Source organism: Nocardia sp. GP40 (genome assembly GCF_050434125.1).
GTDB classification, from domain to species: Bacteria; Actinomycetota; Actinomycetes; order Mycobacteriales; family Mycobacteriaceae; genus Nocardia; species Nocardia albiluteola.
Genome location: NZ_JBNPVW010000007.1, coordinates 393,747 through 419,749, shown reverse-complemented (window position 1 = coordinate 419,749; position 26,003 = coordinate 393,747). Strand labels below are relative to the sequence as shown.

The window sequence follows — 26,003 nt, the reverse complement described above, 5'->3', positions numbered from 1 at the left end:
GCGGGGTTCGAAGCGGTTACGCGTCGCGGCGCTGTTTCCTTTCGGCGGCGACGAGCTCGTCGATGCACACCACGGTGGCCAGGGCCAGCGGAACGTCGGGGTGGTAGACCTCCACGCCGTACGTGTCGCGGATCCGGAACCATTTGCGTGAGGTCTGCGCGACCACGCCGCCGGGGCCCTCGAGGGTGTAGTTCTTCTCGATGAGGTCGCCGCGCGCGGTCCAGTGTTCGCCGGAGGCGAGTGTGATGGCGAAGCTGTGCCGTACGGGGCTGAACAGCTTCTTGCGTACGGTGGCCGCATGCGAGCCACCGATCCGGACGGTCATGGTATCGCGAAGGGCCAGAGCCTTTTTGCGGGCGACGGCGTAGACCTCGCCGCCCGGCCCCTTCAGCTCGAAGGTCCGGCGCAACGCCAGCACCCGGCCGTCGATGAGGAAGGCCCGGTTCCCGGATTCGTCGGTCACCCAGTAGTCCTGGCCCAGGCTCAGTACGCGCTGCCGCATCACATATCGCACAGCCTCAGTCTGCCCGAAGCTCGAAACAGGTGGATTATCAATACCGTTCGGCACCATGGCGGTCCGGTGGGGGGTGGCTTTCGAACAGCAACTCATCCACCTCCGAGCACAATCTCCACCAGTTCGACACGAACCGGTCGTAAGCATTGGTGTCCGCGGGCTGTGCGGTGGGTGGCGGTAACGTGGCAGGACGATGTAATCGGTGAGAGAACTTGTTGGGGTCAATTCTTATGGCAACGTCGGCGACGCCGTATCACCATGGTGATCTGCCCAATGCGCTGGTGCGGGCGGCTGTGGAGCTGCTCGAGGAGGGCGGCGCGGCGGAGTTGTCGCTGCGTGGGGCGGCCCGGCGCGCCGGGGTGTCCACCGCGGCGCCCTACCGGCATTTCGCGGATCGCGATGCGTTGCTGTCCGCCGTCGCTGCGGTGGGGTACCGCGATTTGGCGCAGCAGCTGGCCGCGGTGCACCCCCAGCCGGTGACGCCCGCGGGGCTCGCCGATGTCGCGATCGAATACGTGCGGTTCGCGCTGCGGCGGCCCGGCATGTTCCGGGTGATGTTCACCGAGTCCTGCGACACGAGCAGCACGGAGCGGGTCGCGGCGGTGGAGGCGATCCACAAGTATCTGGAATCCCTGGTGCGGGAGGCCTTTCCGGCCGCGGACCCGGAGCCGACCGCGACGGCGATGTGGGCGCTGGTGCACGGGCTGGCCTTCCTGCACCTGGATGGAAAGCTCGACGCCTCCTCCGACAAGGTCGTCGCCGATCAGGTGCGCGCGGCGATTTCGGCTATCCTCGCCGTCTCGAGGTCCGGCGGGCGCTGAGGCCGCGCCGGACGGGTGGCGCCGTGTGGTGCGGACCACGCGGTGATCGGGTTCACCGAACGCGATCGACATCGGAATGTCAGCGGCCCTGATTCGGAGTAATGTTAGCGCTGTGTACATACTGTCGGTCGACGAGGAGATGACATGTTCGCGGTGACGCTCGACGGCTTCAGAGGACCCGAGGTCATGAAGTGGGAGAAGGTCGACGACCTGCCGGCGCCCGGTCCCGGGGAAGTGGCGGTGGACGTGGTCGCGGCCGGTGTCAATCGCGCCGACATCGCACAGCGGTGGGGCGTCTACCCGCCGCCGCCGGGCGCCAGTGAAATCCTGGGGCTCGAGGTTTCCGGCGTGATCGCCGAGGTCGGCGCAGGCGTGCAGGAGTGGCAGCCCGGCGACGCGGTCTGCGCGCTGCTGCCCGGCGGCGGCTACGCCGAGCGGGTGAATGTGCCGGTCACCCGCGTGCTGCCGGTGCCTGACGGGGTGAGCCTGACCGCCGCCGCGGCACTGCCCGAGGCCGCCGCGACGGTCTGGTCGAATGTGGTGATGGCCGGTGGGCTGCGCGCGGGGCAGACGCTGCTGGTGCACGGGGGCGGCAGCGGCATCGGCACGCACGCCATCCAGGTGGGCCGCGCGCTCAACGCACGCGTCGCGGTGACCGCCGGATCGCAGTTCAAGCTCGATCGCTGCCGCGACCTCGGGGCGGACACGCTGGTCAACTATCGAGAGCAGGATTTCGTATCGGTCGTGACCGCGGAATACGGTGGCGCAGACGTGATTCTGGACATCATGGGCGCCGGATACCTCGGCCGCAATGTGGATGCGCTGGCCGAGGGCGGCAACCTGACGATCATCGGAATGCAGGACGGCGCCCTCGCGGAGGTGAATCTCGGTGTGCTGCTGGGCAAGCGCGGCTCGATTCACGCGACGAACCTGCGCCGCCGCCCGGAGCAGGGGCCCGGTTCCAAGGCCGAGATCGTCGCCGCACTGCGCCGGGAACTGTGGCCGCTGATCGCCGCCGGTGCCGTGCGTCCCGTCGTTTCCGCGCAGGTGCCGATCACCGACGTCGCCGAGGCGCACCTGTTGCTCGATTCGGCCGAGACGGTCGGCAAAGTGCTGCTCACTGTTCGTGAACCGTGAGCAGCGGTGAGTGGGGGCAGTAGTCGGCCGTGCCATCCGCACCAGGTCACCTCCACACTGCAACTGGGCCGAGCCATGATCCGGACGCAACCGCGGGGGCGGGGCGCCGAATCCTGTCGACCGCCGAGATCAACCAACTCGCGACCGCGCATCAGGAGCGGTGACGCGGGATTACAGAAGGGCGGCAACCTTCTTCGCGGTCTCCTTGGCCGATCCGGGGTTCTGCCCGGTGACGAGGTTGCCGTCGACGACCGCGTAGGAGACGAACGGCAGCAGCGCCTTCTCGTAGCGCGCGCCGCGGTTCTTCACCTCGGCTTCGGCGTTGTAGGGCACGAGCTTGGACACGCCGGCAAGTACTTCCTCCTGCCAGGCGAACCCGGTGAGCTTGCGGTCGGCGACCAGGTAGGAGCCGTCGGACAGCGTCGTGTTCAGCAGGCCGCAGTACCCGTGGCAGACCGAGGCGACGATGCCGCCGCGCTCGAAGATCTCCCGTGTGATGCGCTGCAGGCCGGCGCTGTCCGGGAAGTCGTACATCACCGCGTGGCCGCCGGTGAAATAGATCGCGTCGTAGTCCGCCGAGTCGATGTCATCGGGACTGGCCGTCTTCTCGAGCAGGTCCATGCGTGCCGGGTCGGCCCGCCACTCCTTGGCGGTCTTGTCGTAGTTGGGGAACTTCAGCGATCTCGGCTCGAGCGGCGATGGACCGCCCGCGGGGCTGACGAGGGTCTGCTCGAATCCGTGGTCCTGGAACACCTTCCAGGTGTGGGTGAGCTCGGACAACCACAGGCCGGTGGGATGCGACGGGTCGTCGTAATGGCCGACGTTGGTGACGACGTTCAGGATTCGCTTGGTCATGTCTGAAACTCCTTACTGTGTGGGATGATTCGCGGGTCGTGGGTGCGGCTCAATGGGCGCCCACTCGGCGCAGCGTCTCGAGCGCGACGGTGAGGATCCGGGACCACCGGTCGTGGCCGAGCCGCGCTCCGGGGTGAAGCCCTGCAGTCGCTGCTGCGCGATGGTCTGGGGCTCGGTGTATTTCAGTAGCCAGTATTGCGCGCATAGTAGCGCGCGGTGATCGCGATGTCGGTGATCTCGAGGAAGGCGGCGCGGCGCGCCACCGTTACGGCGACGCGGCCGGCATTGCTTGGGTGATCAGATCCGCGACCGCCTGCGGAGCCTCCCACGGTGGGGTGTGCCCGACGCCGCGCGTCGAGTTCGCCGAAGGCCAGTGCGATCGGTCGTGTCAGCCGGGCCAGCCGGTCGGGGAGGGTGCGGACGGCGAGGTAGGTGTCGATGGCGCGGGTGCCGGCGGCGAAGTTGCGGCGCCCGCGGGTGCGCAGGTCGGCGACGAACTGGTCCGGCACCGGGGTGCCCGGGGCGAAGGCGCTGCGTTGTGCGGCCCGCTGGCGTTCCCCGGAAGCCAAGGTCCACAACAGATCTCCGAGGCCGGGCTGGGTGAGGGCGCGCTCGATCGGCCCGCGGGCGGTCGCGCGGCTCGCCAGGGACCAGGGCGGGCAGAGCATGACCAACGCCGTGACGAGGTCGGGGCGGCGCTCGGCGAGGGCGGTCGCGACCAGCGCGCCGCGCGAGTGGCCCACCACGATCGCGGGGGAGTCGATCGTGCGCAGGGTGTCGGCGGCGTCGTCCTCGATGGTCCCCGCGGATTCCAGGTGCACCGCGACGATATCGGCGCGGTCCTCGAGCAGCGGCACGACTCGATCCCATACCCGGTACGAGCTCGCCAGGCCGTGGATCAGGACCACCTTCGGTGCGCCGGGCGTTCCAGTCACCATTGCGCCGGCGCTCATGCGATCACCTGCCGGGTGCGGCGATGGAGGGTATGGCGCGTGGGATCGAATCGCAGTGTGCGACGGCGGAAGTCGAACGTCGAGCCGGGCCAGATGTTGGTGTTGCGGCCGTTCTCGTTCAGGTACCAGCTGGTGCACCCACCGGCGGTCCACACGGTCCCCGCGCCGAGCCGTTCGACGTCTGCGATGAACGCCTGCTGGGCCGCGGAGGTCGGTTCGACGGCTGCCAGATCGTGGTCGCGGGCGTAGCCGATCGCGCCGGCGATGTAGTTGGCCTGCGATTCGAACATGTGGATGACCGAGGTGTGGCCGAGGCCGATGTTCGGGCCGTGGATGAGGTAGATGTTCGGGAATCCGAATACCGACGTGCCGAGGTACGCGGTCGGGTTGCCGTCCCAGACCTCGGCCATGGTGCGGCCGTCGGGCCCGTAGGTCCGGTCGGTCAGCGGCAGGCGCGAGGTCTGGAATCCGGTGCCGAAGATGATCGCATCCACGTGATGCGCGGCGCCGGCGTTGTCGACCAGGCCGGTCTCGGTGATCGAACGGATCCCGTCGGTGTTCACCGTGACGTTCGGCTGGTCGAGTGTGCGCAGATACTCGTCGGAGATCAGGACGCGCTTGCAGCCCAATCGGAAGTCGGGCAACAGCTTTGCCCGCAGCTGCGGGTGCTGGACGTGTGTCTCGAGGTGGCGCCGGGCGCCGCGTTCGGGAAATGCCATCAGCGCGGGATGGCGGAACGCGACGACCTGCCATTCGCGGCGCAGGTACACCCGCAGGCGCTCCAGTCGCTGCAGTGCCGGGACGCTGCGGTAGACCGCGCGGGTCCGCGCGGTGATCGTGCGGTCGTGACGGGGGACCACCCAGGCCGGGGTGCGCTGGAAGACGGTCACGTGCGCCACATCGGGCTGAATGGCGGGAACGAACTGGACGGCCGAGGGACCGGTACCGATGACCGCGACGCGTTTCCCGGTCAGGTCGTAGTCGTGGTTCCAGCGCGCGGAGTGGAAGCTCACGCCCTCGAATCGGTCGATGCCGGGGATCGCGGGGATCACTGGATCCGCGAGCGCGCCGGTCGCCAGCACGACGTGGGTGGCGGTCCGGGAGCCGAGGGTGGTGTCGATGCGCCACAGGTGTGCGGCCGGATCCCATTCCAGGCGCTCGACCGCGCATTCGAGGGTGAGGTGTGGCCGTAACCCCTGCGAATCGGCAACCTTTCTCAGGTAGTCCAACAGCTCCGGCTGCTTGGCAAAGGTGTTGAGCCAGTTAGGGTTCGGCGCGAAGGAGAACGAGTACAGATTGCTCTGCACATCGACCGCGGCGCCGGGGTAGTCGTTGTCGCGCCACACCCCGCCGACTTCGTCGGCGCGTTCGAGGATCACGAAGTCGGAGAATCCGGCCCGGCGCAACCGCACCGCGGTGGCGATGCCGCCGAAACCGCTGCCGATGATCGCGATGTGGTTGTGCTGGGTCGTCCCGGCCGCAACCTCATGCGGCGCTGTCGTACTCGTGGTCATGGTTCCTTCGAACGCCAGCCATCGGGAGTATCGGCGCAGTGCGCGGCTCTTGGCGCGTTGGTCGGCGATGAGGGCGAGTGCGGGCCGGATGCCGAGGGCGGGTTCCTTCCCGACCGCCATCCGGCGCATCTGGTAACGCACCTGTGCCATCTGGGCCAGCGAGGCGAGGGGTTTGTCCGACCAGGTCACCGGCCGCAAAGTGCCTGCGGCGCCGAGCCCTTCGCGCCACCGGTTGGGCAGATCGGGGGTGACCGCAAGGGCGGTGCCCATGCCGACGACCGCGACATTCTCGGCGAGCACGGCCTCGGCGGTCTCGCTGCGGGTGATGCCGCCGGTCAGCATGAGCGGGATCGGGCTGGTCCTGGCCAGGTCCGCGGCCAGCTCCAGGAAGTAGGCCTCGCGCGCGGCGGTGCGTCCGTCGGTGGGCCGGCCGGACATGGCGGGACTCTCATAGCTGCCGCCCGACACTTCGACGAGATCCACGCCCAGAGCGGCGAGCATGCCGATGACCTTGTGCGCGTCGTCGGCGTCGAAGCCGCCGCGCTGGAAGTCGGCGGAGTTCAGCTTCACCGCGACGGCGAATTCCGGGGACACCGCCGCACGCGTGGCCCGCACGATCTTCAGCAGGATCCGCGCGCGGTTCTCGAGGGATCCGCCCCATTCGTCGGTGCGGTTGTTCACCAGCGGGGACAGGAACTGAGACAGCAGATAGCCGTGTGCCGCATGGATTTCCACGCCGTCGAAGCCGGCGAGTTCGGCTCGCGCGGCGGTGGTGGCGAAGCGCGTGATGGTGTCGCGGATCTGTTCGCCGGTCATCGCGGCGGGCCGGCCGAATCGCTTGGAGTGGCGGCCCAGGTCGACGGCGATGTCGGAGGGACCCCACACGACTCCGGGCATATTCGCCTGCATCTGGCGTCCGGGGTGACTGATCTGCATCCACATCGCCGCCCCGGCGGCCTTTCCGGCCCGCGTCCAGGCCTCGAACTGTTCGAGCGGGGACTCGGAGTTCAGCACGATGCCACCGGGCCCGGTGAGTGCCTCGGCGTGCACCATCACATTGCCGGTGATCAGCAGTCCCGCACCGCCGGCGCCCCACCGCCGGTACAGCGCGATCAGCCGCTCGTCGGGCAGCTGGGCCTGGCCGGCCATCCCCTCCTCCATGGCGGCCTTCGCGATGCGATTGCGCAGTACCTGCCCGGACCGCAGTTCGACCGGTGAAAACAACGTGTCTCGTGTTGAGGCGCTGGGCACGGAAGCCTCCCTTCGCTCGTAATGTTATTGGTGTACACATTGTGTGTGCAGCGCTAACATTAATGGCGGATGTAAGCGGCGTCAACACCGACCTGTCGCTGCGTGCGGCCGCGCGCCGGGCGGGGGTATCCCCCGCGGCGCCCTATCGCCACTTCGCCGACCGGGATGCGCTGCTATCGGCGGTCGCGACGGGCGGATACCGGGAACTTGCGCAGCGGCTGGTCGCCGCGCACCCCGCCCCGGCCACGCTCGAGGGGTTGGCGGCGGTGGCCAACGCCTATGTCGGATTTCGCCCTGGCTCGACCGGGGTTGTTCCGGGTGATGTTCGCCGAGCCCTGTGGCCCCGGCGCTCCTGAGCGGGCCGCGACCGCGGTGTGGGCACTGGGGTGAGGGTTGGGCATCCAAGGCGTCGCTGGGGCGTCGGCGATCACATGTTGACGCCGATCACATTTCTGCTAATGTGTGCGCCGTTGACTTGCGATGGCGGTCGGCCGACCGACCACGACGCGGCGAAGAAGATCCGGACAAGGGGTGCGCGGTGAACAAGAACACGGTGAAAGACGGCGGGGCCAAACTCATGAACCTCGCCCACCGGCTGGTCCTCACGGTGAGCGGAAACCGATTGCTGGCCAACCCGTTCGGCATGCCGGTGGTCGAACTGCACACCACCGGACGCAAGTCGGGGCAGCCGCGATCCTGCTATCTGACCTCTCCGGTTCACGACGCGGATCGGGTCGTGCTGGTCGCGTCGAAGGGCGGCGACGACCGCCATCCCGACTGGTACCGCAACGTTCAGGCGCATCCCGACGTCGAACTGGTGATCGCCGGCCGCCGGCGACAGGCGCACGCCCGCACCGCGAGTCCGCAGGAGCGTGCGCAGCTGTGGCCGCAGATCACCAAGGCCTACCAGGGCTACGCGAACTATCAAACGCGAACCACCCGCGAGATCCCGGTGGTGATCTGCGACCTGAATCCCCAGCGGTGAGCGCGCAGCCGTATCCGGAGAGTAAGCGAGCAACGAGCGTAATGCGCGTACCCCAGACTAGGGAGAACACAGTGACCGATAGCGAAGCGCCGTCGAAGCACCGGCGCACGATTGTGATCACCGGCGCCAGCGACGGTATCGGGGCGGTGGCCGCGCGGGCGCTGGCCGCGCCCGACGTCGACCTTGCGATTGTCGGCCGGTCGGCGCGCAAACTCGATGCCGTCGCCGCGGCCACGGGCGCCACCGCCTTCACCGCCGACTTCGCCGAGCTCGATACGGTGCGGGAGCTGGCCTCACGGATCGGTGAGCGGTTCGGCGCCATCGATGTGCTGCTCAACAACGCCGGCGGCCTGTTCGATCCGCGACTGCGGACCGTGGACGGGCACGAGCCCAACTTCCAGATCAATCATCTCGCGCCGTTTCTGCTCACCAATCTGCTGCACGATCGGCTCGAGGCCGGCAGCGGCGTGCTGGTGCTGAACACCGCGAGCGTCGGCAATCTGTTCGGCCGGGTCGACATCTCCGACCTGGACTACCGGCGGCGACGCGTGTCCGGCGGGCGCGCCTATGGGACCAGCAAGTTGATGAACATCATGTTCACCCGGGCCATTGCGCGGCGCTGGGCGGTGGACGGAATCGTTTCCGCGGCAGTGCATCCCGGACCCGTGGCCTCGGGTTTCGGCCGGGACTCGCGGGCGATCGGACTGCTCTACCGGACCCCGCTGCGCCACATCGGGGCCATTACTCCCCAGCGCGGCGCGGAGCCGCTGATCGAGCTGGCCGGACGCGGCGCCGACCCCGAGATCAACGGCGTCTACTTCCACCGACACCGGGCGCGTGGTCCCGAGTCGCCGCAGGCGCACGATCAGCGCCTCATTGATGAACTGTGGGCCGCATCGGCCGAACTCGTCGGCCTCGAATGAGGGTGCGGCAGCTGTCCGCCGTGGCGCAGCGCGAGCCGCTCCGTTGATCTAGGGCCGAGCTGCTGTGCCGGCTGGTCCCGGAAGCCGGGCAGTGGGGCGGGCGCGAGCAAGAGGGCCCGGGCAGTGCGGTGGGCGCGAGCAGCGGAGCACGGGCAGTGCGGCGGGCGCGAGCAGCGGAGCCCGGCAGCGCGGCGGGCGCGAGTAGCAGGGCCCTAGCTATGGCGCGGGTGCGACAATGGGATCGAACGTCCGGCGTGCGAGGAGTCGCGGGCATGGGATGGTTCGACGCACCCGAATACTGGTTGGGCCGGCAGGTACTCGAGCGGGGTACCGCGGCCGTCTACGTGCTTGCCTTCGTGGCGGCCGCCAGGCAGTTCCGGGCGCTGATCGGCTCGGAGGGGATGCTGCCGGTGCCGCGATTCGTGGCTCGGCGCTCGTTCGGGCAGGTTCCGAGCATTTTTCAGCTGCACTATTCGGACCGGTTCTTCGCCGTCGTGGCCTGGTGCGGGGCGGCGCTGGCGGCGGCAGTGTGCGGCGGCCTCGCCGATCTGCTGCCGTTGGGGGCGGCGATGGCGATCTGGTTGGCGCTGTGGGTGCTGTATTTGTCGATCGTCAATGTCGGACAGGTGTGGTACTCGTTCGGGTGGGAGTCCTTGCTGCTCGAGACCGGCTTTCTGGCGATCTTCCTGGGCAACGATCGGGTGGCGCCGCCGGTGCTGGTGCTGTGGCTGGCGCGGTGGCTGCTGTTCCGGGTCGAGTTCGGCGCCGGACTCATCAAGCTGCGCGGCGATCCCTGCTGGCGCGATCTGACCTGCTTGTACTACCACCACGAAACCCAGCCGATGCCGGGGCCGCTGAGCTGGTTCTTCCATCACCTGCCCAAACCGTTGCATCGCGTCGAGGTGGCGGCGAATCACGTTGCGCAGCTGGTCGTTCCGTTCGGATTGTTCGCACCGCAGCCGGTCGCCGAGGTCGCCGGCGCGATCGTCGTCGCGACCCAGCTGTGGTTGGTGCTGTCGGGTAATTTCGCCTGGCTGAATTGGCTGACCATCGTGCTGGCCGCCAGCGCGATCACCGACTCCGGCGCGGGCACGGTGCTGCCGATCCCGCACGCGCCGGCGCTACCGGCGGCACCGCCGTGGTTCGTGGTCCTGGTTATCGCATTCACCGCGCTGGTGGCGGTGCTGAGCTATTGGCCGGCGCGCAATCTGCTGTCCCACCGGCAGCGCATGAACATGTCGTTCAATCCGTATCGCCTGGTCAATACCTACGGGGCCTTCGGCCGCATCGGACGCACCCGCTTCGAGCTCGTCATCGAGGGCGCCGACGGGCCGCCCATCACGGACGAGACGGTCTGGAAGGAATACGGGTTCAAGGGCAAGCCCGGCGATCCGCGCCGGTTGCCCAGACAGTGGGCGCCGTACCATCTGCGCCTGGATTGGCTCCTGTGGTTCGCGGCTCTCTCGCCGGACTATGCGCGGCCGTGGTTGGGGCCCTTGCTGATTCGGCTGTTGCGGAACGATCGGGCGACGTTGCGATTGCTGCGCCGCAATCCGTTCCCCGATTCCCAGCCGGGCTGTCTACGAGTACAGCTCTACCTCTACCGCTTCACTACTCCGGGCGAACTGGTGCGCGAGCGAGCGTGGTGGCACCGCACCCTCGTGGGGGAGTATCTTCCGCCCATCACACTCGAGAATCTTCGGTCCGCGTCGTGACCGCTGCGCCGGGACGAGGGCTCCGGCGCACCCGACGTGGGTACACCGGAGCGGGTCGTTGACGGCCCGCTGGCCGAGGTCGAGGCGGCCGAGCGCGAGTCCGCCATCTCGCATGCGATCGCGACGGTGTTGCGTGGGTTCGCCCGCGGCAGGGATATCAGGGCTATGTGGGTCTAGCGCTGCCCTTTCAGCTGCTCGGCGAGTCGAGTGAGGTAGGCGCGCGCCTCGTCGGCGGTCGTGTCCGGGATGGAGAACACCACCTCGGCCACCCCGATGTCGCGCCAGTGCCGCAGGGCGTCGGGGTCGGGTTCGGCGGCGAGCACGCTGACGTGCGGGCTGCCGGTGCGTCCGGCGTCGGTCCACATCTTCTGGAGCAGTTGGACTCCGGAGTCGATCTGCTGCTCGATTGGTGTGGTGATCCAGCCGTCGGCCGAGCGCACGATCCAGGCGAAGGTCTTCTCCGAGCCGCCCGCGCCGACCAGGATCGGCGGGCGCGGGCGCTGCACCGGCTTTGGCCACGCCCAGCTCGCGGCGAATCGGACGTACTCGCCCTCGTAGGCGGCCTCGTCCTGGGTCCACAGTGCACCCATGGCCTCGAGGTACTCGCGCTTTCGTTCTCCCGGTGACATACACCTTCGCCCCGGTCGCCCCCAATGCCAGGGCGATTCCCTTCCCCGCACCGCGACTCGCGCCGGTAACCACCACGACCCGATCCGAACTCAGACCCACCGCACACTCCGTTCGTCATCCGCCGACCCGCATCGGCTGTGACCCACGTCTGATTGGACTGTGTCGGCCGGGGGATCATGCTCGGCATCCCGATCACCCAATTCGCTACCGCTTTCGAACGTGCCAGGGCCATAGGTACTTTCGTGGGGGCGGTCGTCGGGCAACCGAATGGGTGTTCTCGTACAGTCCAATGGCACGGGCGGTGGCTCATGGTGGGGTGATGGCGAGGTAGGCCGTGCTCCACAGCTGGGCGGCGTCGGATTCGGTCGCGTCGGTGGTTGCCGCGCCGAAGGCCACCGGTAGGTAGGCGCCGCCGCGGTAGGCCCAGCTCCACAGTTCGGAATTCCGCATGGGTGCTACGGCATCGATGGTGTGCCACAGGGCTTTTCGTGCGGTGGTCAGCTGATCGCGGACGGTGGCGGGCAGGTCGGTGCGGGCGAGCTGGCGGTTCAGGCCCGCGGCGAAGGCGGCCTGCACCCAGGACCAGGCGACGGTCCCATGGTAGTCGTGTGCGGTGATCCCCTGCCGCACAGCGAGATCGGCGAACGCCGGGTTCGCCACGAGCAGGCCCGCGCCGGTCGTCAGACCCAGCGGAAACGGCGCGGCCAGGATCGCGACATCGCGCGCGAGCACCTCGGGGGTGGGGGAGCCGAACAGCAGGTCGAAGACTTCGTCCGAATGGACGACCGGTATTGCCCCGCCGCCGGCGTCCAGGGCGATGGCGTTGAAGGAGAAGGGATTCGAGCCGAGTGCCCGGAGCGCGTCATCGGGCCGGACCCCGATCTCGGCGGCATAGTCCTGGATGGCACGAGCGGCGTCGGCGTTGCCGACCGTCACCGAGAACAACCGGGCGGCCACGGCGCGCCAGATCGTCGCGTCGGCGGCGGCCGGGGCCAAGGCCGCTCGGTCCGCGGCCCCGAGTGCGGGATCGAGCAGCCCGCTCGCGGTCAAGCGTGCGGCGGCCTCGAGCGCGGCCGGTACGAGCACGCAGTTCACGTCGTACGGGTACCGCCCGCCCGCGAGACCGTCGGCACTGTCGCGCCACTGTCCCGCCGCCTGTCCAGGCGGTAGCCCGATCAGATTGGCATACCGCGGATCCCGCGCGAACGCGTTCGCCGTGGCCACGACGCGTCGCAGGTTCGAGACCAGCTCGCTCGCGCGACGGGGATCGGCTCGGAAGTAGTCGCGGGCATGCGTCGAACCGGCACGGTCGTCGAGCAGGTAGGCGGCGATCACCGGCGCCAGCAGATAGGTCTCGTCGATCATCGTGTAGTCGTAGATCGGTGCGGCGCTGGATGTTCCGTCCTGGCGCCGGTGCTCGAGGACGGCATATTCCGCTATCGACTCCTCGTGGGCGACCCGGCCGTCCGGGCTCAGCCGGGTCAGGACCGAATCCAGTCCGGCGTCCACCGCGGCAGGTGCGAGCGCGGGCATGAGCAGCATCAGCGAGATGAGCGTGTCCCGTCCGAAGTAGGTGTCGAAATGCCATGAGCCGGCGAGGAATTTCTCCCGGTAGCTCAGGTAGGCGAGCGTGTTCTCCGCCGGGCCGAGACGGCGCTGTGTGCCGTTGAGCAGATCGTTCCCCGACAAGGGCGTCAGCGGTGTGTCACCGGTCGAGGAGGTGATTCGCAGGCCGATGCGCCCGTCGGCGCCCGCCGCGAGGGCCGTGCCGTCCGGTCGCACGCTGCCGTCGGTCACGGTGATGGTGAGGCGGTAGCCGGGCGCACCGTCGAGACGGTCCCGCGCCCAGCTGAGCGTGCGGCCCGAAACAGTAGGCGCGACAAGGACTTCTGGCGGAACAGTGCTGTTCTGATCGAAATCGCGCAGGACCCGGACGCTGGACAGGATCGCCTGCCGCGGTACCAGCTCCGGCGTCGCGATCGTGGCATCGAACGCGATGCCGTACTGCGGCCGCCCGCGAGAATCGTTCTCCCGGTGGGGCTGCGGAGTATCGGTGACGGTCCAGGCGGCCGGGGCGGACAGCGGCGCGAACCACACTCCGACGCCGCTGTCGCCGGCCGGGAAGGCCACCACCAGCCGCGGTTCGCGGCCCGAGCGCAGCACCAGATGCGCCGCAACCGGCCCCTGCTGCACAAAGTCGTTGGTGTTCAACCCCTCGGCAACCGCGAACCGCAGCCCCACGGTCCCTGATTCCCGTGCGCATCCCGCCGTGATCGCCAGCACCAATGCGATCCCCGCGGCCAGCACACCCGTGCGGAGGTTCGTCATGGTCCCATCCTGGCCGGACGGCACCTCGTTTCCCGGACATCTCCGGCCGCGCGTCGCCGGCCGCGCTCCTATCCTCTGGCCTCTGGCCCGGACCGCCCGGCATCCGGGCGCACCCGGCGTCCTGCAGTGCCGTCGCGGCCGGGCGCACTGGCGAGCCGGTCGCGGCAGGGGGGCCCGGGCGGCCTGGCGGGTAGCGCCGGTCGGCCGGTGGCCGGTTACTGTGCCGACCGCACGGCGGTCGCGAGCTGATAGGCGGTGATCCGCAGCGCGCCGCGGCCTAATACCGCTGCGCATACCAGGTCGGCGGCTCGCCGAACATGCTCTTGAAGTCGCGGATGAAGTGGGCTTGGTCGGCGTAGCCGAGATCCGCCGCCAGCGCGGCCCAGTCGATCGCCCCGCCGGTGGCCATGCGGTCGGTCACCTCGTGCAGGCGGTAGCGGCGGATCACCCACTTGGGCCCGATGCCGACGTACTCCGCGAACAGCCGTTGCAGCCCCCGCATGCTCAGCCCCAGCTCGCCGGAGAGGTGTTCGACTCTGGTCACGGCCGTGTCCTCGGCGATCAGCTCGACCGCGGCCACCGCCTGGCGCACCCGGGGGTCGTCGTCCGGCAGGTGTTCGAGCAGGAACGCATCCACGGTCGGCACGTCGAGCGTCGTGGGCAGGTCCGGGCCGAACACCTCGGTCGCCGGGACGACGCGGTCGGTGATCGTCGAGACGGAGGCACCGAGGAACGGGCGGAAGCCGCCCGGCCGGAACGTGACGCCGAAGACGTGGTCGCGGCCCTCGAGGACCTTGATCTGGTAACCGCTGCTCACGCCGTTGACGTCCGCGCGGCCGCCGCCGAACGACAGGTGCACGTTCGGGTACGGCACGATCTTCTGGCGGTAGGGCTCGGCGTAGTCCCAGCGAGCCTCCCAGTACTGCTCCACCCATGGCGCGAGCACCGGCGACGGGCGGTGGAACGCGTGGCGCTGATACCTGGTCCACGCACCCCCCAGCTCACGAACGTCCCGTCCCACCCAGCAGAGTGTATGTCGCCTTTGTTCAATACCCCTCCGGTCCGCGCCGCCTAGCGTCACTGCCATGTCACACCTGTCCAACGCGGCCGAGGCCATGGCCGCGGTCGCCCGCAACATCACCGACGACCAACTCGCCAACAAGACTCCGTGCACGGAGTACGACGTGCGGGCACTGGTCAACCACCTCCTGTTCTGGGGCCCGTCGCTCGCCGGCGCCGGCCGCAAGGAATCCGTTCCGCAGCCCGCGGGCTCCGAGTCCGATGTGGACCTGGCGGCCGGTGACTGGCGCGGCCGCCTGCTCGCCCTGCTGGACGACATCACGTCGTCGTGGGCGCCGCCGAGCGCATGGGAGGGCGAGACGACCATGGGCACGCCCCAAATGCTGCCCGCGCCCGTCATGGCCGACATGATCATCGGCGAACTGGCCGTGCACGGCTGGGACCTGGCGGTCGCGACGGGGCAGCGGCTGGAACTGCCCGCCGACCTGCTGGAGTATCTGCACGACACGGTGTTCGCCGGCGCTGAACAGGGGCGGCAAATGGGCATGTACGGACCGGAGGTCGCGGTGCCGGCCGATGCACCCACCTTGGCCCGTGTCCTCGGTCTGACCGGCCGTGATCCCGCCTGGGCGTAGTCTCCGACGTGGACGGACGAGTACTGGATCCGGCACGGCGTGAAAGGCATGACGCGATGAGCACGAACGAACCCCAGCGGCCCGACTCGGCCGCCGTGAGCGCGGGAACGCCCAGCGGCGGCGAAGACATTGAGCGAATTGAGGTTTCGCGACTCGTCCCGGCGTCCGCCGAGGCCATCTTCGCGGTGCTGACCGACCCGCAGGGCCACGTGGACATCGACGCGTCGGGCATGCTCATGGATGCCGAGGGGAAGCCGGTCGAGCAGGTCGGTGATCGCTTCGTGGTTCATATGGATCGGGAGGCCCTCGGTGATTTTCCGCTGGGCAAGTACGACGTCGAGGTCGTCATCACCAAGCTGGTGCCCGGCCGGGAGATCGCGTGGACGGTCGAGGGGCAGATCCGCCCGCCCGTCCGGCACATCTACGGCTATCGGCTCGAGCCGGCCGCGGACGGTACCCGTGTCACCTCCTACTACGACTGGTCCGAGCTCGACGAGACCTGGAAGGAGCGGCTCACCTTCCCGGTCGTCCCCGAGTCCGCGCTCAAGGCGACCCTCGGCATCCTCGAGCGCACCGTCCGCCGCCGCGCCACAGCCTGAGCGGGCCTGCGAGAATCCGGCTGCGGGAGAAGGGGTTTCCGAGCCAGCGGACGTCGTTGTCGTGCGGTGACATCGACGACGCTCACCGATGCGTGTCGGCGTGCACATGCGACCGCAGACCCTGCGGGCCGAACAGGATGAGCAGCTCGACCGCGCCGCCGTCGGCGCTGCCCAGCCAGTGCGGCACGGAGGTGTCGAATTCCGCGGCCTCGCCGGGCGGCAGGGTCATATCGCGCTCGCCGACCACTAGCCGCAGGCGGCCGTTGAGCACGTAGAGCCATTCGGAGCCGTCGTGGGTCTGCGGCGTCGGCTCCGGCGGTTCGGGCCGGGCGGGAATGATCATCTTGAACGCGTGCACCCCGCCCGGCCGCCGGGACAGCGGCACGAAGATCATCCCGAACCGCTGTATCGGTTTCAGATGGATCCGGGGATCGCCGGTGCGGGGCGCCCCGACGAGTTCGTCCAACGGCACGTCGTAGGTGCGAGCGAGCGGCAGCAGCAACTCGAGGGTGGCCCGGCGCTGCCCGCTTTCCAACCGGGACAGTGTGCTTTCGGAGACGCCGGTCGTCGTCGCGAGGTCGGCGAGGGTGATGCGGCGCGCTCGTCGTAACGCTCGCAGCCGCGGGCCCACCGCGTCGAGTATGTCGTCCGTTTCGGGATCCATGGGCCCATCTTGCCGGAACCGCAAGTCTGCGTGCCATGTCGTGCTGCATCGAATGAAACTGGGTCGTGCCCACCCGCCGCAAGCCCCGACGGCCCCGCATCCCCGAAGCACGTTCCCCCGGAAGGAGTCTCGATGACCACCGCCGATGCCGTTACGTGCGGCCGCAATGCCGTCGGACCACTCCGACGTCCTCGGCGAACCGACCGACGGCCCGCTGACTTCCTCCAGGACAGGACCACATGATCACCCCAACCCGCCCACCCGGCCTGCTCCGCCGCACGCGCGCGGCCGCCGTCGTCGCACTGGCGATTCTGCTCGCGATCGGGACCGGAGCCTGTGCCACGACCACACCCATCCCCGCCTACGCCGTCGCCACCCACGGGGATCCCAAGTTCGAGAACACTTTTCAGCACCGATTCACCGACGTCGACGGCGTCCGCATGCACTATGTGACCGGCGGCCACGGCACCCCGGTGGTGCTGATCCACGGCTGGCCCCAGGCCTGGTACGGCTGGTGGCCGATCATGCCCGCCCTGGCCGAGCATCACACCGTCTACGCCGTCGATCTCCCCGGACTGGGTGACAGCACCGGAACACCGACCGGCTACGACAAGGCCGCCCTCGCGCGGTACGTGCACACGCTGATCGCCGACCGGCTCGGCGTGCGGAACGCCCGGGTCGTCGGGCACGACTGGGGCGCCGCCGTCGCGTTCGAGTACGCCGACCAATTCCCGTCCGACACGGCACGCCTGGGCTACCTGGACCTGCCGCTCCCCGGACCCGCGATCGATGCACGCACCTATCGCACCTTGAGCTGGCACATCGCCTTCCAGTCCCAGCCGCGGATTCCGGAAACGATAGCCGGTGACCACGTCCGGCAGTACCTGGCGATGTTCTACCCCCAGGTTTCCTTCGGCGGCACCGCATTCGGCGGCACCTCGGACCGGTCCCCGTTCACCGACGCCGAGATCGACGAATTCGCCCGCACCTACAGCCGGCCCGCGGCGCTGTCGGGCGGCTTCGAGCTCTACCGCGCCATCGACAAGGACGTCCACGACACCGTGGCGGACCCACCGACCTCCGTCCCGACTCTGCTCATGACCGCCCAGGGCCAACTCGACGCAATCCGGGCCACCGTCTCCGCGCGCCTGACCAATATCGTTCGAGCCGTGGATGTTCCGCACGCCGGGCACTGGCTCGTCGAGGAAAACCCTCGGTTCGTCAGCGCGGAGCTCGAGCATTTTCTCGACTGACGATCGACGACAAAGCTGCCTGGCTGGATCGGTTCGCCGTGGACGCCATCGTCGAAGACCCGGTCGGCCCTTCGGCTTTCGATCCGGAGGGCGCGGGGCACCGCGGCCGGCAAGATAGTGGCCCTGCGCGCCTTCTGGAAGACCGGGCGGACCATGCGCACCATGAGACCCGCCTGACCTCAGGCGGTTTTCTCGGCGCGCAGCCAGTCCTCGAAGGTCATCATCTCGGGATGGAGCGCGTGCAGGCGCGCGAGGTTCCGGTCGAGGGTGAGGATGTCGCGTGCCTGGAAGAACCGGAACATTGCCGCGTAGTCGTGGCCGATGCCCGGCATCATCGTCCGCAACGTGTCCGGGGGCATCGCGTGGTATCGGCACGGTGTCCCCGTCACCCGCTCGACCGTGGCGGCTATCTCGTCGCCGGTCAGGCTCTCGGCGGTGACGGCGAGATCGCGGGCGCCCCAACTCTGCCAGTTCCGGAAGATGAAGTCGGCGAACCAGGCGATGTCGTCCAGGCCGATCAGCGGATATCTGCCCGTTCCCAGTGGAAGGGAGAACATCAGCCCGGAGCGTCCGTCGGGGAGCGGGCCGCGCCGGGGCGCGAGCCGTTCTCGCAGGTTCTCGAAGTAGGGCGAGGTCGTCAGGATCGACACGTGCGTGCTGTACCAGCCGTCGTCGGCCTCGCGCATCGTCTCGTCGGATCGGAGCATGTTGATGTGCGCCGCGACCGCGGCCTTCGCGTCGAAGTGCGGTACCGGGATGCATCCGCTGGTGAGGGTCACGGCGCTGTCGAGACTGGACCAGACGAATCGTTCGACCCGTGCCGATCGGGCGGCCTCCAGTGCGGTGATCCCCTTGCGGTACTCACCGAGAACGCTTGCGCCGGACCAGAAGTCGGTATTGCAGAACACCTGTTCGGAATCGGCGACGGCCGCGCCGATACTCTCGGGATTGTCCAGATCGCCCTGGCGAACGCGAACCCGGCCACCGCCGCGCGCCAGCAGCTCGGCGGCCTTGTCCGAGTGGGGATTCCGGGTGAGTACCGTGACGGTGGCGTCGGCCGACCGGAGCAGGCGGTGGACGACTCTGCTGCCCATCGCGCCCGTGCCACCGATGACGAGCGTCTCAACCATGCGAACTCCCTTGCGAATACTGGTGGGTAAGAACGTGTTCGGTGACCTGCCGATGCGTGGCGATCCACACGTCGGCGCGCGCCGCCTCGATGCGCTCGAGGATCCGGTCGAACATGCCGGACAGCAGCGGCCTGGCGCCGACGTGCGCGTGCACGGTCAGGTTGAATACCCCCGGGCCCGGTGCGTCGAGCACCTGCCCGAGCAGGTCGAGATGACTGTCCAGATACTCCCGAGGCCCGGCGGCGCCGCGGATATCGGACAGTTCGCTGTGCATGATCGTGACGAGCGGACCCGCCGGGGTCGCCAGCACCCGGGGCAGCTCGTAGTCGTTGTAATCACCCGACCACCGGTAACCGGCCTCGGTCAGCAGTTCGGGGGTGCGCGCCGTGCCCGAGGCCCGGGGACTCATCCACCCGATCGGCCGCACGCCGGTGAGATCCTCGAGGAGCGCGGTGCATCGGCGGATGTTCTCGCGTTCCGCGCCGGGGTCCAGCAGCGCCGGAATGACATCCTGCGCGTAGGAGTGCGCCGCGATCTCGTGCCCGGCATCGTGTACAGCGCGCACCGCCTGCGGAAATCGTTCGGCGACAAGGCCGTTGATGCCGAAGGTGGCGAGCAGACCGTGAGATCGCAGGATATCGAGCAACCGCCACACCCCGGTGGTGGCGCCGTATTCGGACCAGGAGACGCTGTGCGTATCGGGCACTCCCGGCAGCGGCCACGCCCGGGCCATCGGGGCATAGACCGGCCAGTGGCCCGGTGACCACAGCTCCACGGCCACAGTGATCATGACCGCGGCCTTCTTACCGCCCGGCCACCGCATCGGCGCATCGGGCATCTCGAACGCATCCTCGTTCACGCGTTGCCGCCGGCCGCCACGTCGTTCCGGGCCCGGACGAAAGCGTCGACACAGTAGGCGATCTCCGCATCCGTGTGCGCGGCCGACAACTGGACCCTGATGCGCGCCGCACCCCGCGCCACGACCGGGTGGGCGAAGGCGACCGCGTGGACGCCGTGCGCGGACAGGGCCGCGGACATCCGATCGGCGAGGGCGGAATCGCCGAACATGACCGGGACGATCGGATGATCGCCGGGCAACAGCTCGAAACCGGCCTCGATCATCGAGCGGCGGAACGACTCCGTATTCTCCCGGAGCCGATGCTGGTCGGCCGCACCGGTTTTCACCAATTCGATCGCGGCGAGTGACCCGGCCGCAACGACCGGTGGCACAGCATTGGAGAAGACGTACGGTCGGGAGCGGCGGCGGAGCAATTCGACGATTTCCGACCTGCCGGCGACAAATCCGCCGGACGCACCGCCCAGGGCCTTCCCGAGCGTGCCGGTGACGATATCGACTCGATCCTGCACTCCGGCCGCCTCGGCGGTGCCGGCCCCCGTGACGCCCAGGACTCCCACCCCGTGCGAGTCGTCGACCATCACCATCGCGTCGTGACGCTCGGCGAGATCGCAGATCGCGGCCAGGGGTGCCCGGGAGCCGTCCATGGAGAACACCCCGTCGGTGACGATGAGGCGGCGGCGGTATCCGGCGGCCCGTCGCAGCTGCGCCTCGAGGTCATCGATATCCCTTGTGCGATACCGAAACCGGGCCGCCTGGCAGAGACGGATGCCGTCGATGATGGAGGCGTGATTGAGCGCATCGCTGATCACCGCGTCCCGCTTGTCGAGCAGTGCCTGGAAAATCCCGCCGTTGGCGTCGAAACACGAACCCTGCAGCAAGGCCGCCTCGGTGCGCAGCAGACCGGAGATCGCGCGCTCGAGTTCGATGTGCAGCGGCTGGGTCCCGCAGACGAAACGCACACTGGCCATACCGAATCCGTGGGTGTCCAGCGCCGACTTCGCCGCCGCGAGCACCCGTGGGTGGTTGGCCAGCCCGAGATAGTCGTTGGCGCAGAAGTTCAGCAGCTCGTGCCCGGCCACCGAAATCCGTGTCGACTGCGGCGTTTCGATCGGCCGCTCGGGGGCGACATCCCGCAGCACGGTGCGGAGTTGGTCGCGGATCGTGAACACTTCGGTGGACTCCTTCACTCGATCCCGTCGTCGCCGGCGCGGCGATGTTTTTCAGCCTGTGACCGATCCGCGCGGGCGTCCAATGCCCAGGCCGGAATCGGACATGCCCGGTAGGCATCGTCCGACGGTGCGGCTACCGTGGAGCGATGACCGATGCCGTGCCGCCGCTGGATCTGGACCTGCGGGTGGTCCGCTATTTCCTGGCCGTCGCGGACCATGCGAATTTCGGCCGGGCCGCGGCCGCTGTGCACGTGGGACAGCCGTCGCTCAGTCGTCAGATCCGCGGCCTGGAACGGCAATTGGGGGTGCGGCTGTTCCATCGGACACCCCAGGGCGCCCGTCTGAGCGAAGCGGGGGAGGCCTTCGCGCCCAAGGCCAGGATATTGCTGCGCGCCGCTGCGGAGGCCGCCGCCGCGGCGCGGAAAACCGCCGGTCCCGGCGGCATTTCGATCGGATACACCGCAGGCTTGACGGTCACCGGGGCGACCCGGGAACTACGCCGCCGGCATCGGGACGCCACCGTGCGGACGATGTATCTGGGGTGGCGTCGCCCCGCCGAGGCGCTACTGGACCACCAGGTGGATGCGGTCGTCGCCCGCCTGCCATTTCCAGCCGATGGGCTGCGCGTCACCCGGCTCTACGAGGAAGAGCGCGTCGTCATCGTCCCCCGCAATCATCGCCTGGCCGGGCGGCCATTCGCCCACCTCGCGGACATTGCCGACGAACCCCTGCAGTGGGTTCCGGGTCTCGATCCCGATTGCAATGCCTTCTGGCGCCTGGAACCGAGGCCCGACGGCCGTCCCGCACCCACCGGCCCCGTCATGAACACGCTGGACGACACCTGGGAGTTCGTGGCCTCCGGCGACACACTCGCGGTCGCCACGCGCAGCCACGTCAACGCCACCCGAACGGACCTGGCGCTGATCCCGCTGCGCGGTGTCGCGCCGAGCCGGGTCGTCCTGGCAACGCGGGCCGAGGATTCCGCCCTCGTCGCAGACTTCCGGCGGTGTGCCAGAGCACATCTCACGGCCTGAGCGGCCCGTGACGATTACCTCCGGCGGCGTCGCACGGGCCGGGGAGTTGTGCACCGTCGGTCTCCGGGGATCGGGGCGGTGCTGCGGTCCAGCCTGCGATATCAGCTGTACCCCGTCATGCCGCCCGCGATCGAGGTACAGCGAGCCGACCGCGGCGAGGTCCCGGGCCGAGAGCGCGAAGGCGTGGTTCGGGTGGTTTTACCCAGCCCGCTGCTGCCGGGGCGGGCTCAGTATCGACGGTTCACCAGGACGGGGAGAGTCTGCCGTAGCGGGGCGACGGTCTCCGGGTCGATGTCGGTGATGAGCAGGTCCGGGTCGGGGCCGAGAGCGGCGAGTACCTTGCCGTCGGGGGCGACGACGCAGCTGTGGCCCACTCCCAGTGGGGCCGTGCTGTTTTCGCCGACGCGGTCGGCCGGGCGCGCCTGGCCGCAGGCGGCGATGTAGCTGGTGGCGTCCAGGGCGCGGGCGCGGGTGAGCAGCTGCCACTGCTCGACCTTGCCGGGGCCGTCGCCCCACGATGCCGCGACGACCACGCAGGTGGCGCCCGCGGCGGCCATGGTCTGGAACAGGCCGGGGAAGCGCAGGTCGTAGCAAGTGGCGAAACCTATTGTGGTGCCGGCGATCTCGGCCGTCAGCGGCTTCTCGCCGGGGGCCACGGTCGCGGACTCGGCGTATCCGAATGCGTCGTAGAGGTGAATCTTGTCGTAGTGCGCGGTGATCTCGCCCGCGACCAGTAGGGTGTTGTGGACGCGACCGTCGTCGCACGGGGTGAACATCCCGGCGACCACGGTGATTCCGGCCCGTTCGGCGATTTCACGAACGCCCTGGGCCCATGGTCCGTCCAGCGGCTGGGCGATCGGGTGCAGCGGCGCGCCGAAGGGGTGCATCGCTGCCTCGGGGAACGCGACGAGTCGCGCGCCGGCCGCCGCGGCGCGGGCGGTCAGGGTGTCGATGATCGCGAGGTTCTCGCCGAGGTCTGTGGTGCTGTTCACCTGAGCCAACGCGATTCTGATGGGCATGATCGGATTCCTCCTGGTGTATACATTGTGTATGCAGAACGGGGCCATATCGGGTCGGGACCGCGCCTACCGGTACGTCAGGGAGCAGGTGCTCACCTCGCTGCCGGCGACCGGCGTGTTCCTCAACGAGCAGGAGCTGGCGACCCGGATCGGGGTGTCGCGCACCCCGGTGCGGGAGGCGCTGTTGATGTTGCAGGCCGAGGGGCTGGTCGAGATGGTCCCCAAGCGCGGCGCCCACGTGCCGGCACTGAGCGGGCGCCAGATCGCCGAGCTCATGGACCTGCGCGGCGTCCTGGAGAAGCACGCGGCCTCGCGCACGGTGGCCGCCGGCGCCGTGCCGCTGGCCGCGATGCGGGAGGCGCTGGCCGAGCAGGAGCGGCTCGCCGATGCCACCGATCCGGAGCGGGCGCGCGAATTCATCGACTGGGACAGCCGATTTCATCAGATCCTGATCGACGCGGCCGGCAGCGAGCTGCTCTCGCACACCTATTCGGGCCTGCGGGCGCGCCAGCTGCGGGTGGGCCTGGCGGCGCTGTTCGCGACCACCGATAGGCAGCGGCACGTGTGCGGGGAGCATCTGGCCATCGTCGAGGCGCTCGAACGCGGCGACGAGGCGCAGGCACATCGCAAGATCGACGAGCATCTCGAGATCACACTAGGGATTCTGTTGCGGGCGTGAGTGTTTCGTCGGCCGGGTCGGGGTCGCGGCCGAGCGCCAGCCCCAGCAGAGTGAGCGCGGTGACGACGGCGATGTAGAGCGCCAGCGGGATCCAGCTGCCGAACCGGCTCAGCAGGGTGGTGAACAGCAGCGGCGCCAGGGCTCCGCCGAAGACGCCGGCGATGGTGTAGGCCAGCGAGCAGCCCGTCGAACGCAGGTGCACGGGAAACTGATCGGTGATGAAGGCCGCCTGCGGGCCGTACATGAACGAGTGGAATCCCAGCCCGATCGCTACGCCGGCGATCAGCCACAGCCCGCCGCCGCCGTCGACGAGCGGAAAGAACACCACGGTCCACACCAGTCCGCCGGCCGCGGCGACGGCATAGACCAGGCGGCGATTGATCCGGTCGGAGACCGCCCCGGCCAGCGGGATCGTCGCGAGCTGCAGCGCCGATCCGATCAGGATGGCCACGAGCACCGCGCCGCGCGCGACGTGCAACCGCTGCGTGCAATAGGTGATGGTGAAGACCGTGAACAGCGAATAGACCACATCGGGCGCCAACCGGGACAGGATCGCCGCCAGCAGGCGGCGGGGCTGAGTGCGCAGCACCTCGGTGATCGGCGCGGCGGCGCGCTCGCCCAACTCCTGCATCGCCTGGAACACCGGGGTGTCCTCGAGCCGCAGCCGGATCCACAACCCGAACCCGACCAGGATCGCCGAGGCCAGGAAGGCCAGACGCCAACCCCAGCTGTCGAATTGGGATTTGCTCAGGGCTGCGGTGAGCAGCGAGAGGACGCCGTTGGCGAGCAGATTGCCTGCGGGCGGCCCGATCTGGGCGGCCGAGGCCCAAAACCCACGATGGCGCGGATCGCCGTATTCGCTCGACAGCAGCACCGCCCCACCCCATTCGCCGCCGACCGCGACGCCCTGCGCGAATCGCAGCAGGACCAGCACGATTCCCGCCGTGATGCCCAGTGTGGCGTAGCCGGGAACCAGGCCGATGGCGCACGTGGTGACGCCGATCAGCAGCAGTGTGATCACCAGTAGCTGCTTGCGGCCCAGCGTGTCGCCCAGGCGGCCGAAGACGAACCCACCGACCGGTCGCGCCAGATAGCCGACCGCATAGGTGGAGAAGGCCAGCAGCGTGCCGGTGAGCGGATCCTCGCTCGGGAAGAACACCTGCGGAAACACCAGCGCCGAGGCGGCGGAGTAGATCGCGAAGTCGTACCACTCGAGCGCGGTGCCCGTCAGGCTGGCCGCGAACGCGCGCGCGAGTGCGCTGGGCCCGGGCGCAGCGGGTATCCGGTCCGCCGCCGGGGGTGAATCTGCCGTCATGACGCTCCTTACGGATGTGCACCGCGCCGGGTGTGCCCCGGGTCGCGGCCGTTGTACGCGGAATATACTTGCTGTATACAAGACATATGCGCAAGCCCCGAGTCAAAACTCGCTGCTCGAGGGCTCGCGCCGCACCCCGGAAGGAGCACCGCCCGAATGTCCCAGCTCGCCTTCGCCCTGCCCGACGGCACCACCGACCACGTCACGGTCACCTCGCTCTACAACGCGGGATACGCCGGCCGCCGGCAGGATGAGGTCGCCGCGCACATCGCGGAACTGGCCGAACTAGGCGTCCCGGCGCCGCAGACCACCCCGACGCTCTATCCGATCGCCCCCTACCTGGCGCAGCAGACCGGCGAGGTGTTTGTGCAGCACGGCCGCACCTCCGGCGAGGCCGAATGGGCGCTGGTCGTCACCGAGCGCGACACCCTGCTCACCGTCGCCTGCGACCACACCGACCGCGCCCTGGAGGCCCACGGCGTGGCCTGGAGCAAGAACGCCGCGCCCGACGTGCTCGGAGCCCGCGCCTGGCGCCTGTCGGACGTGGTCGACCGCCTCGACGAGCTCACCCTGCGCGCCTGGGTCGGCCACGGGGGCACGGAGGAGCTGATCCAGACCGGCACCCTCGCCGACCTGCTCTCGCCCACGCACTGGCTGTCGTTTCTGGCCGACCGCGGCGCGAACACCCCTGGCACGGTGCTGATTTCGGGCACCATCTCGATGCTGCCCGGTGTCGACCAGTTCGGTGACTCCTGGCGCGTCGAATTGGCCGATCCCATCACCTCCGACGTACTCACCTGCGGCTACCGGACCGTGCCGATGCCGCCTCCGGTCGAGTAGAACTCGTTGGTGCACTGCGGGTCTCACGTTCAGCCGGCGGAGCCATTCGCATTGCGCCCCGGCGCCGCAGCGTTGAACAGGGTGGCTGCCGCGTCCGCTGCCGATTCGATCAGACGGGCTCATCGTAGAAATCGATCCGGCCCGCCCCGCGCCACCGCCGG

General features: G+C 69.1%; 25 protein-coding genes and 3 pseudogenes. 14 read left to right on the top strand and 14 right to left on the bottom strand.

The window, feature by feature from the left end; all coding sequences use genetic code 11:
- Positions 1–16 precede the first annotated feature (16 nt).
- Positions 17–514 (bottom strand): LURP-one-related/scramblase family protein, encoded by a 498-nt coding sequence (locus ABH933_RS23775; protein ID WP_429419600.1) that lies wholly within the window; start codon positions 512–514, stop codon positions 17–19.
- A 230-nt stretch (positions 515–744) separates the two neighbouring features.
- Between ABH933_RS23775 and ABH933_RS23770 the strand changes: the two genes are divergently transcribed.
- A complete protein-coding gene (locus tag ABH933_RS23770; protein ID WP_429419602.1) occupies positions 745–1,335 on the top strand; it encodes a TetR/AcrR family transcriptional regulator in 591 nt (196 codons plus the stop codon).
- Positions 1,336–1,479: 144 nt separating this feature from the next.
- A complete protein-coding gene (locus ABH933_RS23765) occupies positions 1,480–2,472 on the top strand; it encodes an NAD(P)H-quinone oxidoreductase (protein ID WP_429419604.1) in 993 nt (330 codons plus the stop codon).
- 171 nt (positions 2,473–2,643) lie between these two features.
- Here the strand turns inward: ABH933_RS23765 and ABH933_RS23760 are convergent, their stop codons facing one another.
- The 3 genes from ABH933_RS23760 to ABH933_RS23750 form a co-directional block, all read right to left on the bottom strand.
- The gene (locus ABH933_RS23760) at positions 2,644–3,327 is read right to left on the bottom strand and encodes a type 1 glutamine amidotransferase domain-containing protein (protein WP_429419606.1); all 684 of its coding nucleotides are present in this window, start codon (positions 3,325–3,327) and stop codon (positions 2,644–2,646) included.
- Between the two features lie 182 nt (positions 3,328–3,509).
- Positions 3,510–4,280: an alpha/beta fold hydrolase gene (locus ABH933_RS23755; protein WP_429419608.1), complete on the bottom strand. Its 771-nt coding sequence runs from the start codon at positions 4,278–4,280 to the stop codon at positions 3,510–3,512.
- Complete coding sequence (locus ABH933_RS23750) at positions 4,277–7,045, bottom strand: NAD(P)-binding domain-containing protein (protein ID WP_429419610.1); 2,769 nt, start codon at positions 7,043–7,045, stop codon at positions 4,277–4,279. Before ABH933_RS23750 ends, ABH933_RS23755 begins: the two co-directional genes overlap by 4 nt.
- Before the next feature lie 62 nt (positions 7,046–7,107).
- Between ABH933_RS23750 and ABH933_RS23745 the strand changes: the two are divergent.
- The 5 genes and pseudogenes from ABH933_RS23745 to ABH933_RS23725 all read left to right on the top strand — a co-directional run.
- Positions 7,108–7,411: pseudogene (locus tag ABH933_RS23745) on the top strand (TetR/AcrR family transcriptional regulator); the annotation flags it as partial.
- A 172-nt stretch (positions 7,412–7,583) separates the two neighbouring features.
- Complete coding sequence (locus tag ABH933_RS23740; RefSeq protein WP_429419612.1) at positions 7,584–8,030, top strand: nitroreductase family deazaflavin-dependent oxidoreductase; 447 nt, start codon at positions 7,584–7,586, stop codon at positions 8,028–8,030.
- 71 nt (positions 8,031–8,101) lie between these two features.
- Positions 8,102–8,953: an SDR family NAD(P)-dependent oxidoreductase gene (locus ABH933_RS23735; RefSeq protein ID WP_429419614.1), complete on the top strand. Its 852-nt coding sequence runs from the start codon at positions 8,102–8,104 to the stop codon at positions 8,951–8,953.
- A gap of 272 nt (positions 8,954–9,225) precedes the next feature.
- Complete coding sequence (locus ABH933_RS23730) at positions 9,226–10,668, top strand: lipase maturation factor family protein (protein ID WP_429419616.1); 1,443 nt, start codon at positions 9,226–9,228, stop codon at positions 10,666–10,668.
- Positions 10,669–10,704: 36 nt separating this feature from the next.
- Positions 10,705–10,845: a hypothetical protein gene (locus tag ABH933_RS23725; protein ID WP_429419618.1), complete on the top strand. Its 141-nt coding sequence runs from the start codon at positions 10,705–10,707 to the stop codon at positions 10,843–10,845.
- Here ABH933_RS23725 and ABH933_RS23720 read toward each other — a convergent pair.
- From ABH933_RS23720 to ABH933_RS23705, 4 genes and pseudogenes are all read right to left on the bottom strand, one after another.
- Positions 10,842–11,258 carry an LLM class flavin-dependent oxidoreductase gene (locus ABH933_RS23720; RefSeq protein ID WP_429455094.1) on the bottom strand — a complete coding sequence of 139 codons (417 nt, stop codon included), beginning with the start codon at positions 11,256–11,258 and terminating at the stop codon, positions 10,842–10,844. The genes ABH933_RS23725 and ABH933_RS23720 overlap by 4 nt on opposite strands.
- A 19-nt stretch (positions 11,259–11,277) precedes the next feature.
- Positions 11,278–11,397: pseudogene (locus ABH933_RS23715) on the bottom strand (SDR family NAD(P)-dependent oxidoreductase); the annotation flags it as partial.
- 207 nt (positions 11,398–11,604) lie between these two features.
- Positions 11,605–13,626: a hypothetical protein gene (locus ABH933_RS23710; RefSeq protein ID WP_429419621.1), complete on the bottom strand. Its 2,022-nt coding sequence runs from the start codon at positions 13,624–13,626 to the stop codon at positions 11,605–11,607.
- Between the two features lie 277 nt (positions 13,627–13,903).
- Positions 13,904–14,647, bottom strand: coding sequence for an AraC family transcriptional regulator (locus tag ABH933_RS23705; RefSeq protein WP_429419624.1), 744 nt, complete (start codon positions 14,645–14,647; stop codon positions 13,904–13,906).
- A gap of 64 nt (positions 14,648–14,711) precedes the next feature.
- Between ABH933_RS23705 and ABH933_RS23700 the strand changes: the two genes are divergently transcribed.
- Together ABH933_RS23700 and ABH933_RS23695 are read left to right on the top strand one after the other, a co-directional pair.
- On the top strand, positions 14,712–15,281 hold the full coding sequence (locus ABH933_RS23700) for a TIGR03086 family metal-binding protein (protein ID WP_429419626.1): 570 nt from the start codon (positions 14,712–14,714) through the stop codon (positions 15,279–15,281).
- Between the two features lie 56 nt (positions 15,282–15,337).
- Entirely contained in the window at positions 15,338–15,880 is a 543-nt protein-coding gene (locus tag ABH933_RS23695; RefSeq protein WP_429419628.1) for an SRPBCC family protein, read from the top strand.
- Positions 15,881–15,962: 82 nt separating this feature from the next.
- Here the strand turns inward: ABH933_RS23695 and ABH933_RS23690 are convergent, their stop codons facing one another.
- The gene (locus tag ABH933_RS23690; RefSeq protein ID WP_429419630.1) at positions 15,963–16,544 is read right to left on the bottom strand and encodes a helix-turn-helix domain-containing protein; all 582 of its coding nucleotides are present in this window, start codon (positions 16,542–16,544) and stop codon (positions 15,963–15,965) included.
- A gap of 239 nt (positions 16,545–16,783) precedes the next feature.
- Here ABH933_RS23690 and ABH933_RS23685 point away from each other — a divergent pair, with 239 nt between their 5' ends.
- Entirely contained in the window at positions 16,784–17,797 is a 1,014-nt protein-coding gene (locus tag ABH933_RS23685; RefSeq protein WP_429419632.1) for an alpha/beta fold hydrolase, read from the top strand.
- Positions 17,794–17,907 (top strand): annotated as a pseudogene (locus ABH933_RS23680) (nuclear transport factor 2 family protein); the annotation flags it as partial. The gene ABH933_RS23685 and the pseudogene ABH933_RS23680, both read left to right, overlap by 4 nt.
- A 69-nt stretch (positions 17,908–17,976) precedes the next feature.
- Here the strand turns inward: ABH933_RS23680 and ABH933_RS23675 are convergent.
- The 3 genes from ABH933_RS23675 to ABH933_RS23665 are packed head-to-tail and all read right to left on the bottom strand — an operon-like array spanning position 17,977 to position 20,955.
- Positions 17,977–18,927: an NmrA family NAD(P)-binding protein gene (locus ABH933_RS23675; RefSeq protein WP_429419634.1), complete on the bottom strand. Its 951-nt coding sequence runs from the start codon at positions 18,925–18,927 to the stop codon at positions 17,977–17,979.
- Positions 18,920–19,786: a polysaccharide deacetylase family protein gene (locus ABH933_RS23670; RefSeq protein WP_429419636.1), complete on the bottom strand. Its 867-nt coding sequence runs from the start codon at positions 19,784–19,786 to the stop codon at positions 18,920–18,922. Before ABH933_RS23670 ends, ABH933_RS23675 begins: the two co-directional genes overlap by 8 nt.
- Positions 19,783–20,955 (bottom strand): glycine C-acetyltransferase, encoded by a 1,173-nt coding sequence (locus tag ABH933_RS23665; protein WP_429419637.1) that lies wholly within the window; start codon positions 20,953–20,955, stop codon positions 19,783–19,785. The genes ABH933_RS23670 and ABH933_RS23665 overlap by 4 nt, the downstream gene beginning before the upstream one ends.
- 146 nt (positions 20,956–21,101) lie before the next feature.
- Between ABH933_RS23665 and ABH933_RS23660 the strand changes: the two genes are divergently transcribed.
- Positions 21,102–21,989 (top strand): LysR family transcriptional regulator, encoded by an 888-nt coding sequence (locus tag ABH933_RS23660; protein WP_429419639.1) that lies wholly within the window; start codon positions 21,102–21,104, stop codon positions 21,987–21,989.
- Between the two features lie 227 nt (positions 21,990–22,216).
- On the opposite strand, the gene ABH933_RS23655 is transcribed toward ABH933_RS23660, so the two are convergent.
- Entirely contained in the window at positions 22,217–23,008 is a 792-nt protein-coding gene (locus ABH933_RS23655) for a carbon-nitrogen hydrolase family protein (protein WP_429419641.1), read from the bottom strand.
- Between ABH933_RS23655 and ABH933_RS23650 the strand changes: the two genes are divergently transcribed.
- Positions 23,007–23,687, top strand: coding sequence for a GntR family transcriptional regulator (locus tag ABH933_RS23650; RefSeq protein ID WP_429419643.1), 681 nt, complete (start codon positions 23,007–23,009; stop codon positions 23,685–23,687). The genes ABH933_RS23655 and ABH933_RS23650 overlap by 2 nt on opposite strands.
- On the opposite strand, the gene ABH933_RS23645 is transcribed toward ABH933_RS23650, so the two are convergent.
- Positions 23,659–25,002, bottom strand: coding sequence for an MFS transporter (locus tag ABH933_RS23645; RefSeq protein WP_429419645.1), 1,344 nt, complete (start codon positions 25,000–25,002; stop codon positions 23,659–23,661). The genes ABH933_RS23650 and ABH933_RS23645 overlap by 29 nt on opposite strands.
- A 156-nt stretch (positions 25,003–25,158) precedes the next feature.
- Here ABH933_RS23645 and ABH933_RS23640 point away from each other — a divergent pair, with 156 nt between their 5' ends.
- Positions 25,159–25,842 carry a DUF2848 domain-containing protein gene (locus tag ABH933_RS23640; RefSeq protein WP_429419647.1) on the top strand — a complete coding sequence of 228 codons (684 nt, stop codon included), beginning with the start codon at positions 25,159–25,161 and terminating at the stop codon, positions 25,840–25,842.
- Positions 25,843–26,003: the final 161 nt, after the last annotated feature.